This window comes from Streptomyces sp. NPDC049597 (assembly GCF_040675505.1).
In the GTDB taxonomy this organism is placed as follows: Bacteria; Actinomycetota; Actinomycetes; order Streptomycetales; family Streptomycetaceae; genus Streptomyces.
In genome coordinates this window covers 1-14,437 of the sequence record NZ_JBFAOY010000051.1, presented here as the reverse complement: position 1 = coordinate 14,437, position 14,437 = coordinate 1, and the positions used below count along the sequence as shown (strand labels likewise).

At 70.8% G+C, this 14,437-nt stretch carries 9 protein-coding genes; 5 read left to right on the top strand and 4 right to left on the bottom strand.

Going from position 1 to position 14,437, the window contains the following annotated elements; all coding sequences use genetic code 11:
- Positions 1-53: 53 nt before the first annotated feature.
- A complete protein-coding gene (locus AB0K02_RS32200) occupies positions 54-1,880 on the bottom strand; it encodes an acyl-CoA dehydrogenase (protein ID WP_365996149.1) in 1,827 nt (608 codons plus the stop codon).
- A 131-nt stretch (positions 1,881-2,011) separates the two neighbouring features.
- On the opposite strand from AB0K02_RS32200, the gene AB0K02_RS32195 reads away from it, so the two are divergent.
- The 3 genes from AB0K02_RS32195 to AB0K02_RS32185 all read left to right on the top strand — a co-directional run bounded on the left by AB0K02_RS32195 (position 2,012) and on the right by AB0K02_RS32185 (position 4,753).
- Positions 2,012-2,464 (top strand): SseB family protein, encoded by a 453-nt coding sequence (locus tag AB0K02_RS32195; protein ID WP_177149390.1) that lies wholly within the window; start codon positions 2,012-2,014, stop codon positions 2,462-2,464.
- Between the two features lie 120 nt (positions 2,465-2,584).
- Positions 2,585-3,568: a pirin family protein gene (locus AB0K02_RS32190; RefSeq protein WP_365996148.1), complete on the top strand. Its 984-nt coding sequence runs from the start codon at positions 2,585-2,587 to the stop codon at positions 3,566-3,568.
- A 90-nt stretch (positions 3,569-3,658) separates the two neighbouring features.
- Positions 3,659-4,753 carry an AI-2E family transporter gene (locus AB0K02_RS32185; protein WP_365996147.1) on the top strand — a complete coding sequence of 365 codons (1,095 nt, stop codon included), beginning with the start codon at positions 3,659-3,661 and terminating at the stop codon, positions 4,751-4,753.
- Here the strand turns inward: AB0K02_RS32185 and AB0K02_RS32180 are convergent.
- Positions 4,693-6,807, bottom strand: a complete 2,115-nt coding sequence (locus AB0K02_RS32180) for a SpoIIE family protein phosphatase (RefSeq protein ID WP_365996146.1) — start codon at positions 6,805-6,807, stop codon at positions 4,693-4,695. The genes AB0K02_RS32185 and AB0K02_RS32180 overlap by 61 nt on opposite strands.
- A 196-nt stretch (positions 6,808-7,003) precedes the next feature.
- Here AB0K02_RS32180 and aspS point away from each other — a divergent pair, with 196 nt between their 5' ends.
- On the top strand, positions 7,004-8,785 hold the full coding sequence (gene aspS / locus AB0K02_RS32175) for an aspartate--tRNA ligase (RefSeq protein ID WP_365996145.1): 1,782 nt from the start codon (positions 7,004-7,006) through the stop codon (positions 8,783-8,785).
- 115 nt (positions 8,786-8,900) lie between these two features.
- On the opposite strand, the gene metG is transcribed toward aspS, so the two are convergent.
- Together metG and AB0K02_RS32165 are read right to left on the bottom strand one after the other, a co-directional pair.
- Entirely contained in the window at positions 8,901-10,505 is a 1,605-nt protein-coding gene (gene metG, locus AB0K02_RS32170; protein WP_365996144.1) for a methionine--tRNA ligase, read from the bottom strand.
- 129 nt (positions 10,506-10,634) lie between these two features.
- Positions 10,635-12,047 carry a VWA domain-containing protein gene (locus AB0K02_RS32165; RefSeq protein ID WP_365996143.1) on the bottom strand — a complete coding sequence of 471 codons (1,413 nt, stop codon included), beginning with the start codon at positions 12,045-12,047 and terminating at the stop codon, positions 10,635-10,637.
- Between the two features lie 283 nt (positions 12,048-12,330).
- Here AB0K02_RS32165 and AB0K02_RS32160 point away from each other — a divergent pair.
- Positions 12,331-14,437, top strand: a 2,107-nt coding sequence (locus tag AB0K02_RS32160) for a PhoX family protein (protein WP_365996169.1), incomplete at its 3' end; no start/stop codon positions are given.

The window sequence follows — 14,437 nt, the reverse complement described above, 5'->3', positions numbered from 1 at the left end:
GGCCGCCGCCCGGAGAGGTCGGGCGGCGGCCCTGTGCGACGGTGCGGACGAGGTCAGAACGCGGCCTCGTCGAGGTCCATCAGCGAGCCGTCGACGTTCTCGGCGAGCGTGCGCTCGACGGAGACGCCCGGCAGGACGTTGGCGGCGAAGAACTTCGCGGCCGCGATCTTGCCCTGGTAGAACGGCACGTCCTTGGCGGACGCGCTCGGCAGCTTCTCCGCGGCCACGGCGGCGCCGCGCAGCAGCAGGTAGGCGACGACGACGTCACCGGAGACCATCAGCAGGCGGGTGGTGTTGAGCCCGACCTTGTAGATGTTCTTGACGTCCTCGCCGGTGGCGATCAGGTCGTTCGTCATGGTGCCGACGATCGCCTCCAGGTCGACGGCCGCCTTGGCGAGCGCGTCGCGGGCCGGGGCGAGCTCGTCGCCGCCGGGGCCGATCGCGAGGAACTTCTTGATCTCCTCGGACAGTGCGTTCAGCGCCTGGCCCTGGTCGCGGACGATCTTCCGGAAGAAGTAGTCCTGGCCCTGGATGGCGGTGGTGCCCTCGTAGAGGGTGTCGATCTTGGCGTCGCGGATGTACTGCTCGACCGGGTACTCCTGGAGGTAGCCGGAGCCGCCGAAGGTCTGCAGCGACTGGGCCAGCTGCTCGTAGGACCTCTCGGAGCCGTAGCCCTTGACGATGGGCAGCAGCAGGTCGTTCAGCGCGACGAGGTTCTTGGCGTCCTCGCCGGCGGCCTCCTTGACGGCGATCTCGTCCTGGATGGCGGCGGTGTAGAGCACCAGGGCGCGCATGCCCTCCGCGTAGGACTTCTGCGTCATGAGGGAGCGGCGCACGTCCGGGTGGTGCGTGATGGTGACCTTGGGCGCGGTCTTGTCCGCGAAGTTCTTCAGGTCGGGGCCCTGGACGCGCTCCTTGGCGTACTCCAGCGCGTTCAGGTAGCCGGTGGAGAGGGTGGCGATGGCCTTCGTGCCGACCATCATCCGGGCGAACTCGATGATCATGAACATCTGGCGGATGCCGTCGTGCTTGTCGCCGATCAGCCAGCCCTTGGCGGGGTGCTGGTCGCCGAACGTCATCTCGCAGGTGTTGGAGGCCTTCAGGCCCATCTTGTGCTCGACGTTCGTCGCGTACACGCCGTTGCGCTCGCCCAGCTCGCCGGTCTCCCAGTCGAAGTGGTACTTCGGGACGAGGAAGAGGGACAGGCCCTTGGTGCCCGGACCGGCACCCTCGGGGCGGGCGAGGACGTAGTGGAGGATGTTCTCCTCCATGTCGTGCTCACCGGAGGTGATGAAGCGCTTCACGCCCTCGATGTGCCAGGAGCCGTCCTCCTGCTCGATCGCCTTGGTGCGTCCGGCGCCGACGTCCGAGCCCGCGTCCGGCTCGGTGAGGACCATGGTGGAGCCCCAGCGCTTGTCGACCGCTATCTGGGCGACCTTCTTCTGCGCCTCGTTGCCCTCGGCGAAGAGGATGCCGGCGAAGGCGGGACCCGAGGAGTACATCCAGACGGCCGGGTTGGAGCCGAGCAGCAGCTCCGCGTAGGCCCAGATCAGGGAGCGGGGCGAGGTGGTGCCGCCGATCTCCTCCGGCAGGCCGAGGCGCCAGTACTCCGAGTCCATGAAGGCCTCGTAGCTCTTCTTGAAGGAGGCCGGGACCGGGGCGGTGTTGGTGGCCGGGTCGAACACCGGCGGGTTGCGGTCGGCGTCGGCGAAGGACTCGGCCAGCTCGTTCTCCGCGAGGCGGGCGATCTCCTCGAGGATCGACTTGGCGGTGTCGACGTCCATCTCCGCGAACGGGCCGGTGCCGTACAGCTTGTCGCGCCCGAGGACCTCGAAGAGGTTGAACTCGATGTCGCGGAGATTCGACTTGTAGTGCCCCATGGCGACGGCTCCGTAAGGATCGGGAGATGGACTTGTCGTCCACGTACCAGTAAGTAGCTTCGATGATGCTACCCGTCGGTAATAAGATGCAACCCCCATCGGGGCAACTGTGACTCGTTACTCTTGCGCTCATGTACGGCTACGACCAGACCCCGGGCGCACAGCAGCAGCAGTACGTGCCGCAGCAGCCCTCCTACGGAGAGCAGCCGCTGTACCCCGAGCCGTCGCCGCCGTCCCTGGCCGACGCGGTGCGGGCCTTCACGACGGGGTCGATGTCGGCCGAGGACTTCCAGCAGATCTTCGCGACGTCGAAGGTCTACTGCCCGCGCGGCGACAACCCGGGCTTCCTCGCGCTGCACAACACCCAGCAGCCGGTCATCCCCATGTTCACGTCCCTCAAGGAGCTCCGCCGCTACGCGGGCAAGGACTCCAAGTACTTCGTGATCACCGGTGCCGAGGTGATCGACCTGCTGCCGACGGGGTACGGCTTCGTGCTCGACATGGAGGGCGACCACCGGATGGTCTTCGACGCGAAGGCCGTGGAGCAGATGGTCGACTTCGCCATGCGGCGGATGTACGGATAGCGGCCGGCGGGCAGGCTGAGGGACCGGGGCGCCCGGGAGGAATTCCTCCCGGGCGTTCGTCGTTCCCGATGGCAAGAAGTTCAGGATTCAACTAAGCTGGTCGTACAAGGAGGTCCCGCCATGCCTGCAGTGACTGTCGAGAACCCGCTCACCCTGCCGCGCGTCGCCGCGCCCGCCGACGCCGTGTCCCGGCCGGTGCTCGCCGTGACCACGGCGCCCAGCGGCTTCGAGGGGGAGGGCTTCCCGGTGCGACGCGCGTTCGCCGGGATCAACTACCGCCACCTCGATCCGTTCATCATGATGGACCAGATGGGCGAGGTGGACTACGCGCCGGGCGAGCCGAAGGGGACCCCCTGGCACCCGCACCGCGGCTTCGAGACCGTCACGTACCTGATCGACGGGACCTTCGTCCACCAGGACAGCAACGGCGGCGGCGGCACGATCCGGAACGGCGACACCCAGTGGATGACCGCCGGCTCCGGCCTGCTGCACATCGAGGCGCCGCCCGAGCAGCTCGTCATGTCCGGCGGCCTGTTCCACGGGCTCCAGCTGTGGGTGAACCTGCCCGCCAAGGACAAGATGATGGACCCCCGCTACCAGGACATCCGCGGCGGCCAGGTCCGGCTGCTGACCTCGGCCGACGGCGGTGCGCTGCTGCGGGTCATCGCCGGTGAGCTGGACGGCCACGAGGGCCCGGGCATCACCCACACCCCGATCACGATGATCCACGCGACGCTGCGCCCCGGGGCGCAGATCCGGCTGCCGTGGCGCGAGGACTTCAACGGCCTCGCGTACGTCCTCGCCGGACGCGGCGCGGTCGGCGAGGAGCGGCGGCCGATCCACATGGGCCAGACCGCCGTGTTCGGTGCCGGCGGCGCGCTCACCGTCTGGGCGGACGACACCCAGAACGGCTCGCACACCGGCGACCTGGAGATCGTGCTGCTGGGCGGCGCGCCGATCCGGGAGCCGATGGCGCACTACGGGCCGTTCGTGATGAACACGCGCGAGGAGCTCCAGCAGGCCTTCGAGGACTTCCAGAAGGGCCGGCTCGGCACGATCCCCGCCGTCCACGGCATGCAGGAGTCCGGGCCGACCGTCGCCTGACGAGGAGCGCCGCCAGGGGGCTGACGCCCTGTCACCCCCCTGGCCCGTTCCGGCGGGCCGCCGAACGGGAGGCGTGATCGGCTGGGTGGCGTGCAGACCCCTCACGCCCGGCCCGTCCTCCCCGACCCCGTGCGCCGGCTCGCGGCCTGGTGTGCGGTCGCGCTGTTGCTGACCGGGGTCGCGGCGGTCGCGGTCTGGCTGGTCATCACCTTCAGGACGGCCGTCACGCCGGTCCTCCTGGCACTGCTCGGCACCGCGCTGCTCGGACCGCTGTACCGGCGGCTCCTGCGCATGAAGGTGCAGCGCTCGCTCGCCGCCGGTCTGACGTGCGCGGCCGTGCTCGCGGTCGTCGGCGGCGCGGCCTACATCGTGGTCAACGCGCTGCTGGAGACCGGTGACCAGATCATCGCCTCCCTCCGGCAGGCCGCCCAGGACCTCGCCGAGCACTTCGGCGCGGCGGGCACCTCGCTCGACGACGTCGCGGCCAACGCCAAGAAGCTGCTGAGCGAATTCGGCGGCACGGCCGCGTCCGGCGTGATCTCGGGACTGAGCGTGGTCGGCGAGATGATCGCCATCGCCGTGCTGGCGCTGCTGCTCGTCTTCTTCTTCCTGCGCGACTCCGACCGCGCCGTCCTCACCCTGCGCTCCCTCGTCCCGCGTTCCACCGGCGACACCGCCGAGGCGATGGGCCGCCGCGCCTTCGAGGCGGTCGAGGGCTTCATGCGCGGGACCACCTTCATCGCGCTGATCGACGGCCTGTGCATCACCGTCGGGCTGCTGATCCTGCGCGTGCCCGGCGCCGTCGGGCTCGGGGCGCTGGTGTTCGTCGGCGCCTACATCCCGTATCTGGGCGCCTTCATCTCCGGCGCCGTAGCCGTACTCGTCGCGTTCGCCGACCGCGGATTCGTGATCGCGCTGTGGGCCCTCGGCATCGTGCTCGCCGTCCAGGTGCTCGAAGGCCACGTGCTCCAGCCGATGATCCAGAGCCGTACGGTCCAGATGCACCCGGCCGTGGTGATGCTGGCCATCACGGCCGGGGCGAGCCTCGCCGGCATCCTCGGGATGCTGCTCGCCGTGCCCGTCACCGCCGCCGCCTTCGGCGTGATCGGCGAGCTGCGGGCCCGTTACGCCACGGGCGGCGCCCCGTCCGGCCCGTCGGGGCCCTCGCCCGGGGGCGGTTCGTAGAGCTCGAACCAGATCGACTTGCCCTCGCCCCTCGGATCCACACCCCAGGCGTCCGCCAGCACCTCCATCAGCACCAGGCCGCGCCCCGACGACGCCATCTCGCCCGGACGCCGCTTGTGGGGCAGCTCGTCGCTCGGGTCGGTGACCTCCACGCGCAGTCTGCGGCCCTTCTCACGGTGGGCGACCTCGGCGGCCAGCAGGGCGTTGCCGTCCGTGTGGACGAGCACATTGGTGATCATCTCGGAGACAATCAGCACCGCGGAGTCGACCTGCTCCTCGTCCGACCAGTCGTGCAGCAGCTGGCGCACCTGCTGCCGCGCCGCCGCGATCCGCTCCGGCTGCGCCTGCGCCACACTCATCGCGGTGCGCCGGGTGGGCCGCCGGGCGGGCTGGGCCTCCCGAGTGAGCAGCAGGACCGCGATGTCGTCCTCGCGCCGGTCGGCGAGCGGGCCGGTCGTGTAGTGCGACGTCGGTCCGTGCACGGCCTGGACGAGGGTGTCGGCGAGATCCTCCAGAGGCCGGCCCGCGTTCTCCTCCAGCACGGTCCGCAGCCGCGCCCACCCCGTGTCCAGGTCGTGCCCGCCGGTCTCCAGGAGCCCGTCCGTGCAGATCATCAGCGTCACGCCGGCCTCCAGCACGAACCGGGTCGTCGGATAGTCCGTGTCCGGGTCGATGCCGAGCGGCAGTCCGCCCTCGGTGGCCCGGAGCAGCACGGTGCCGTCGGAGGTGATCACGGCGGGCTCGGGATGGCCCGCGCGGGCGATCTCGACCAGGCCGGTGGACGGCTCGACCTCCAGGTAGAGGCAGGTGGCGAAGCGGGGTCCCGCGTGGTCGCCGGACTCGTGGGCGTCGGTGACGCCGTGCAGGAAGCGGGAGGCACGGGAGAGGACCGCATCGGGCCGGTGGCCCTCGGAGGCGTACGCGCGCAGGGCGATCCGCAGCTGGCCCATGAGGCCTGCGGCCCGCACGTCGTGGCCCTGCACGTCGCCGATGACGAGCGCCACACGCCCGGACGGCAGCGGAATCATGTCGTACCAGTCGCCGCCGACCTGGAGCCCACCGCCGGTGGGAACGTATCGGGCGGCCACGGTCATGCCCGGGATGCCGGGGCCGAGCGTCGGCATCATCGTGCGCTGGAGGCCGAGCGACAGCTCCCGTTCGGATTCGGCGGCCCCGGCGCGGGCGAGCGCCTGGGCGAGCATGCGGGCCACGGTGGTCAGCACCGAGCGCTCGTCGGGGGTGAAGGCGACCGGGTGGCGGAAGGCGGCCATCCACGCGCCGATCGTGCGCCCCGCGACGATCAGCGGCAGGAAGGCCCACGACCGGCGGCCGAAGCGCCGGGCGAGCGGCCAGGTGACGGGATAGCGGCGGCGGTAGTCGTCCGGTGTGGGCAGGTAGATCGCGCGGCCGGTACGGACGACCTCGGAGGCGGGGTAGTCGGTGTCCAGCGGCAGGTCGCTGAAGGGCTCGTCGTCTCCCTCGCCGTGCCCGTGGTGGCCGATGATGGTCAGCCGGTCGCCGCCGACGCCGAAGACGGCGAGTCCGTCGGGCGAGAAGCCCGGCATGGACAGGGAGGCGGCGACGCGCAGGACCTCGGCCGTGGAGCGGGCCTCCGCCAGCGCGCGGCCCGCGTCCAGCAGGAACGCCTCGCGCGAGCGGCGCCAGTCACCGGTGATCGACGTCTGGGCGGCGGTCGCGCTCGGCTTGGGCTCGGTGACCTCCTGGATCGTGCCGATCAGCCGGTAGTGCGCGCCTTCGAGGACGGGCTTGCTGCGGCTGCGGACGGTGCGCAGGACCCGGCCCGCCTCGTCGACGACGCGCAGCCGCGCCTCGGCGAGGGTGCCCTCGGCGGCCGCGAGGGCGACGATCCCGTTCACCTCGTTCCAGTCGACCGGGTGGAAGCGGGAGCGCACGGCGGCCTCCGAGTACTCGCCGGGCTCCTCGGGCAGCCCCAGCAGCCGGGCGGCCTCCGCGTCGAGCGTGACCTGCCCCGACGCGTCGTCCCAGCGCCACAGGCCCGTCGCGATGGCGGCCAGAACGTCCTCCGTACGCATGGCCCTCACCCTATTCCGGCCCCGACGCCCATGACGCGCCGGACGGCAGCGCCGGGCAGCGGCCGGGGCCGCCGGGCGCAGCAAGGACCGGCGGATGTGACGCTGTCGCGTCTATGTCAAATGAGTCGCGGGGGAGCCGGGCGGTAACCTTGCAAAGGTTGCCCGACCCCGACACTCCAAGACTGGATGAACGACGATGCATCGGTACAGGTCCCACACCTGCGGCGAGCTCCGCGCCTCTGACGTCAACGCGGACGTCCGGCTGAGCGGCTGGCTGCACAATCGCCGAGACCTGGGCGGCATCCTCTTCATCGATCTGCGCGACCACTACGGCATCACGCAGCTCGTCGCCCGCCCGGGCACCGCGGCCTACGAGGCCCTGGACAAGGTGAACAAGGAGTCGGTCGTCCGCATCGACGGCAAGGTCGTCTCCCGCGGCGCCGAGAACGTCAACCCCGACCTGCCGACCGGCGAGATCGAGGTCGAGGTGTCCGCGGTCGAGCTCCTGGGCGCGGCGCAGCAGCTGCCGTTCCAGATCAACACCGACGACGGTGTGGGCGAGGAGCGACGCCTGGAGTACCGCTTCCTCGACCTGCGCCGCGAGCGCATGCACCGCAACATCATGCTGCGTACGGCCGTGATCTCCGCGATCCGTCACAAGATGACGGCCCTCGGCTTCAACGAGATGGCCACCCCGATCCTGACCGCCACCTCCCCCGAGGGCGCGCGTGACTTCGTGGTGCCGTCCCGGCTCAACCCCGGCAAGTTCTATGCGCTGCCGCAGGCCCCGCAGCAGTTCAAGCAGCTGTTCATGATCTCCGGGTTCGACCGCTACTTCCAGATCGCGCCCTGCTTCCGCGACGAGGACGCCCGCGCCGACCGCTCGCCGGGCGAGTTCTACCAGCTCGACGTCGAGATGAGCTTCGTCGAGCAGGAGGACGTCTTCCAGCCGATCGAGAAGCTGATGACCGAGCTCTTCGAGGAGTTCGGCGGCGGCCGCCACGTCACCTCGCCGTTCCCGCGCATCCCGTTCCGCGAGTCGATGCTGAAGTACGGCAACGACAAGCCGGACCTGCGGGCGCAGCTGGAGCTCGTCGACATCACCGACGTCTTCGAGGGCTCGGAGTTCAAGGCGTTCGCCGGCAAGCACGTCCGCGCCCTGCCCGTGCCGGACACGGCCGCCCAGCCGCGGAAGTTCTTCGACGGGCTCGGCGAGTTCGCCGTCGAGCACGGGGCGAAGGGCCTCGCCTGGGTGCGGGTCGGCGAGAACGGCGCCCTGACCGGCCCGATCGCCAAGTTCCTCACCGAGGAGGACGTCAAGGTCCTCACCGAGCGCCTCTCCCTCGCCCCCGGCCACGCGGTCTTCTTCGGCGCGGGCGAGTTCGACGAGGTCTCCAAGATCATGGGCGCGGTCCGCGTCGAGGCCGCCAAGCGCGCCGGCCACTTCGAGGAGAACGTCTTCCGGTTCTGCTGGATCGTCGACTTCCCGATGTACGAGAAGGACGAGGAGACCGGCAGGATCGACTTCTCGCACAACCCCTTCTCGATGCCGCAGGGCGGCCTGGAGGCTCTTCAGACGCAGGACCCGCTGGACATCCTGGGCTGGCAGTACGACATCGTCTGCAACGGTGTCGAGCTGTCCTCCGGCGCCATCCGGAACCACGAGCCCGAGATCATGTTCAAGGCGTTCGAGATCGCGGGCTACTCGCGGGAGACCGTCGAGCGCGAGTTCGCCGGCATGCTGCGCGCCTTCCAGTACGGCGCCCCGCCGCACGGCGGCATCGCCCCGGGCGTCGACCGCATCGTCATGCTGCTCGCCGACGAGCCCAACATCCGCGAGACCATCGCGTTCCCGCTCAACGGCAACGCGCAGGACCTGATGATGGGCGCCCCGACGGAGCTGGAGGAGGCCCGCCTGCGCGAGCTGAACATCGCGCTGCGCAAGCCGGTCGCCAAGTCCGGCGACAAGGACAAGTAACGCCTTCCGTTCCGCTGAGCGCCCCCGGCCATGTGGCCGGGGGCGCTCAGCGTGGTCCGGGCATGCGAAAGGGGCCGGGCTCCGGGCCCGGCCCCTCTGCGCGTGTACGGCGTCCTTACGCCGGCTTCTCCTCGAGGCGCGGGAACAGCACCGCGCCCTTCGTCACCGTCGCGCCGGCGGGGAGCCTGCCCCACTCTCCCGCGTCCTGGACCCGCTGGTCGGCCAGCGTGCCGAGGACCGGCTCGGCGCCGAGCGACTCCCAGAGCTTCTGGGACGTCTGAGGCATCACCGGGTTCAGCAGGACCGCCACCGCGCGCAGGGACTCGGCGGCGGTGTAGAGGATCGTGGCCAGGCGGGCACGGCCCTCGTCCGAATCGTCCTTGGCGACCTTCCAGGGCTCCTGCTCCGTGATGTAGCCGTTGACCTGCTTCACGAAGTCGAAGATCGCCAGGATGCCGCCCTGGAAGTCCAGCTCCTCGCCGATCTTCCGGTCGGCCTCGGTGACCGCCCGGGCCAGTCCGTCCTGGACGGCCTTCTCGGCGTCCCCGGCGGCCGTGGCCTCCGGCAGCTCGCCGCCGAAGTACTTGCCCACCATCGCCGCGACGCGCGAGGCGAGGTTGCCGTAGTCGTTCGCGAGCTCGGAGGTGTAGCGGGCGGTGAAGTCCTCCCAGGAGAACGAGCCGTCGCTGCCGAAGGCGATCGCGCGCAGGAAGTACCAGCGGTAGGCGTCCACGCCGAAGTGCGAGGTCAGGTCCTGCGGCTTGATGCCGGTCAGGTTCGACTTCGACATCTTCTCGCCGCCGACCATCAGCCAGCCGTTGGCCGCGACCTTGCCGGGCACCGGCAGGCCCTGCGCCATCAGCATGGCCGGCCAGATGACCGCGTGGAAGCGGAGGATGTCCTTGCCGACCAGGTGCACGTTCGCCGGGAAGGTCTCCTCGAACTTCGCCGGGTTCTCGTTGTAGCCGACCGCGGTCGCGTAGTTGAGCAGCGCGTCGACCCACACGTAGATGACGTGCTTCTCGTCCCACGGGACCGGGACGCCCCAGTCGAAGGTGGAGCGCGAGATCGACAGGTCCTGCAGGCCCTGCTTGACGAAGTTCACGACCTCGTTGCGGGCGGACTCGGGCTGGATGAAGTCCGGGTTCGCCGCGTAGAGGTCGAGCAGCTTCGGGCCGTACTCGGAGAGCTTGAAGAAGTAGTTCTCCTCCTTCAGGATCTCCACCGGCTTCTTGTGGATCGGGCACAGCTTGGTGCCGTCCTCGGCCTCGATGAGATCGCCGGGGAGCTTGTACTCCTCGCAGCCCACGCAGTACGGGCCCTCGTACCCGCCCTTGTAGATCTCGCCCTTGTCGTACAGGTCCTGCACGAACTCCTGCACACGATCCGTGTGCCGCTTCTCCGTGGTGCGGATGAAGTCGTCGTTCGCGATGTTCAGGTGCTCCCAGAGGGGCTTCCACGCCTCCTCGACGAGCTTGTCGCACCATGCCTGGGGCGTGACGTTGTTCGCCTCGGCCGTGCGCATGATCTTCTGACCGTGCTCGTCCGTGCCGGTGAGGTACCACACCTTCTCGCCGCGCTGACGGTGCCAGCGGGTGAGCACGTCGCCTGCGACGGTCGTGTAGGCGTGGCCCAGGTGAGGAGCGTCGTTGACGTAGTAGATGGGGGTCGAGACGTAGTACGCCTTCGCCCCCTGCTTCTCGGATCCAGTGGCCGCCATGGTCGAAATCCTATCGGCCCGGTGGAGATCAACTCACACGCATGAGGCGCGGGGGACCGAGCCGGACGCCGACGGCCGGGCCGCGCGGTGTGCGCGGCCCGGCCGTCGGGGTGTCGTTCGCCGTCCCGGTCAGGGGCGCCAGGTTCCGAGGAGGCCCTGGAACACCTCGGCGTCCGGCAGCTCGGCGGGCGCGGGGCCGGCGTGGAAGAACGCGGAGTTGGCGGCCTGGAGCTTGCGGAGGTAGTCGAACGCCTTGGCGTCGTGCTCGCCGAACGCCACGAACTGCCAGAAGACCGGCCGGTCGGCGGCGGCGGTGAGGGCGGCGGTGGCCGCGGTCTTGGACTCGGGCGCGCCGTCGGTCTGGAAGATCACGAACGCGGGGGCGTCCGTGGCCGCCTTGGCGTGCAGCGCGAGGACCTCCTCGACGGCGAGGTGGTAGTTCGTCCGTCCCATCCGGCCGAGCCCGGCGTGCAGCTCGTCGACGCGGCCCTCGTGGGCGTCGAGGGTGAGCTCCCCGGTGCCGTCGATCTCGGTCGAGAAGAAGACGACGTCGACGGTGGCGCGCTCGTCGAGATGCGCGGCGAGGGCGAGCGCCCGCTCGCCGAGGCGCTGGGCGCTGCCGTCCTTGTAGAAGGGCCGCATGGACCCGGACCGGTCGAGCACGAGGTACACCCGCGCGCGGGTGCCGGTGAGCCCGGCCTTCTTGAGGGCGGCGCCCGCGGCCTTGTAGGCGTCGACGATCTTGGGCGCGCGCGACGTGATCCGCGCGAGCGGGGTGGCGGCCTTGCCGCCTCCGGCGGCGGGAGCGGTGTCCTGCACCTCGACCGGGTCGTCGGCCTTGACGGGCTCGGGCTCGGGCTCGGTCTCGACGGCGTCGGCCGCCGGCTCGGGCTCCTCGGCGGGGGCGGCGGCCTCCGGCTCGGGGGCGGTCTCGGGCGCGGCGGTGTCGGTTTCGGGGGTGGTGGTCTCGGCCGCGAGCGGTTCGGCCTCCGTCGGCTCCGCAGGCGCGACGGGCTCGGGCTCGACCGAGGCGGCGTCTTCTCCAGCCGTGGCGGTCTCCGGCTCAGTGGCCTCGGCAGGCGTGACGGCCTCGGGCTCGGCCGGGACGGTCTCGGCGTGCTCCGCAGCTGCGGCGGCCTCCGGCTCGGTGGCCTCGACGGGCGCGGCGGCCTGGGGCTCGGCGGCGGCCTCCGGCTCGGCGGTCTCCGCAGCCGCTGCGGGCTCGGGCTCGACCTGCTCGGCGGTCTCCGCAGGCGCGGCGGACTCCGCGGGTGCGGTGGGCTCCTGGGCGGGCGCCGTCGTCGACGGCTTCGGCTGGGTGGGGAAGCGTGGGGTCGGGTTGTCGAACGCCGCCGAGACCAGGTCCGCCGCCCGGTCCGTCGCGGTCTGGGCCGGCACCGTGGCCGGTTCCGTGCTGGCCTCCGTGGCCGGTTCGGTGCGCTCCGTCTGGGCCGGAACGGAGGCCGCCGCCGACTCCTCGCGCCCGGCGCCGTCAGCGCGATCGCGGCCGAACACCTTGCGCAGCAAGCTCCGAATACCCATGGGCGGGGCCTTTCGCATGAGTTGGGTGCGGTGACTGTCCGCTCTGCAGACGTTCCCCCCAGGCACGCGGGCCAGGGCGGACACGTAAGGTTAGCGGCCGCCCGTCGCGGCTTCCGGGAGGGCACCCGCATGCCTCTCCCACACACACCGACCGCGCCCCGTGCGTGCCCCATTCATTCCTCGTTCACCTCGTGTCCGCCGCCGGGCAGAGGAGCGCACCTAACGTCACCGCCGGAATCATTCCGACACCATGTCGGCGCAGGGTGCGCCGAAGGAGGACGACGTGCGCAAACTGCTGCCGCTGTTGAACACCGCCCCGCACGCGGGCGGACGTTCCGCGCTCACCTGCCGCTACCGCTGCGGCGACGCCTGCTTCCACGAGGTTCCCAACACCAGCGACAACGAGTACGCCGGTGACGTCATAGCGAGCGCGCTCTCGCGCCGTTCGATGATGCGTGCCGCCGCCGTGGTCACCGTCGCCGCCGCCGCCGGCGGTGCCGCCGTCGTGCAGGGCGCCACCCCCGCCGCCGCGGCGCGAACCGGTCTGCCGCAGAAGCCGGGCACGGCCGACGGCGCCCGCGGTCTGCGCTTCGCTCCCGTCGCCCCCAACAAGGACGACAAGGTCACCGTCCCCGCCGGCTACGAGCAGAGCGTCGTCATCCGCTGGGGCGAGCCCATTCTGCGCGGCGCGCCGGCCTTCGACCCGGACAAGCAGACCGCCAAGGCCCAGGCGGGTCAGTTCGGTTACAACAACGACTTCCTCTCCCTGCTGCCTCTCAAGGGCGAGCACGGCCGACAGGTCCTCGTCGCGAACCACGAGTACACGGACGAAGTCCTGATGTTCAAGGGCTACGACCCCGAGAACCCGACCCGCGACCAGGTGGAGATCGCCTGGGCCGCGCACGGTCTGTCGGTCGTCGTGGTCCAGGAGGAGCACCGCAGCGGCAAGCTGACCCCGGTCACCCGTCACCCGCTCAACCGCCGCCTGACCGCCACGAGCGAGTTCGAGCTCACCGGTCCGGCCGCGGGCTCCGCCCTGCTGCGTACGTCCGCCGATCCGTCCGGCACCAAGGTGCTGGGCACGCTCAACAACTGCGCCGGCGGCACCACTCCGTGGGGCACCACGCTCCACGGCGAGGAGAACTTCAACCAGTACTTCGCCAATGGGTCGAGCGCGACCGACAAGCGGTACGGGATCGGCACCGGCGCCACCGAGCGCAAGTGGGAGCGTTTCGACAAGCGCTTCGACGCCGAGCAGGAGCCCAACGAGTCGCACCGCCACGGCTGGGTCGTCGAACTGGACCCGTACGACCCGGAGTCGACGCCCCGCAAGCGCACGGCCCTCGGCCGTTTCAAGCACGAGGCCGCGCAGCCGCGTCTCACCGACGACGGCCGTCCGGTCGTCTACATGGGCGACGACGAGCGGTTCGACTACTTCTACAAGTTCGTCTCCAGCAAGCGCATGATGAAGGGCAGCTCCCGGCGCGCCCGCGAGCACAACCTCACGCTCCTCGACGAGGGCACCCTCTACGTCGCCAAGCTGACGGGCGACAGCCCGGCCGCGGAGATCGACGGCACCGGCAAGCTGCCGAACGACGGTGAGTTCGACGGCAGCGGCGTGTGGATCCCGCTCGCCACGGGCGACGTCTCGCACGTCCCCGGCATGACCGCCGAAGAGGTGTACGTCTTCACGCGCCTCGCCGGTGACAAGGTCGGCGCCACCAAGATGGACCGCCCCGAGGACGTCGAGCCGAGCCCCCGCACGGGCCGCGTCTACGTCGCGCTCACCAACAACAAGGACCGCGGCGCCGCCGGCAAGGCGGGTGCGGACGAGGCCAACCCGCGCAACAGCAACAAGCACGGACAGGTCCTGGAGCTCGCCGAGCACTGGGACGACCCGGCGAGCGACGGCTTCGCCTGGCGCCTGTTCCTGGTCGCGGGCGACCCGAACGACCCGGCCACCTACTTCGCCGGCTTCCCCAAGGACAAGGTCAGCCCCATCTCCTGCCCGGACAACGTCGCCTTCGACCCGTACGGCAACCTGTGGCTGTCCACGGACGGCAACGCGCTCGGCTCCCACGACGGCCTGTTCGGCGTCGCGACCCACGGCGAGCGCCGCGGTGAGCTCAAGCAGTTCCTGACGGTGCCGACCGGCGCGGAGACCTGCGGTCCGATCATCCAGGACCGTCGCGTGCTGGTCGCGGTCCAGCACCCGGGCGAGGTCGACGGCGCGTCCGTCGAGAAGCCCGCGAGCTCCTGGCCCGACGGTCCGGGCAGGCTCGCGCGCCCGTCGGTCGTCGCGGTCTGGCGCCCAAGGACATCCCGGCCTTCAAGCGGGACCAGGACGGCCACGCGGAGCCGGTCGCGCCGGACGACGCCGCGCTCGCGGT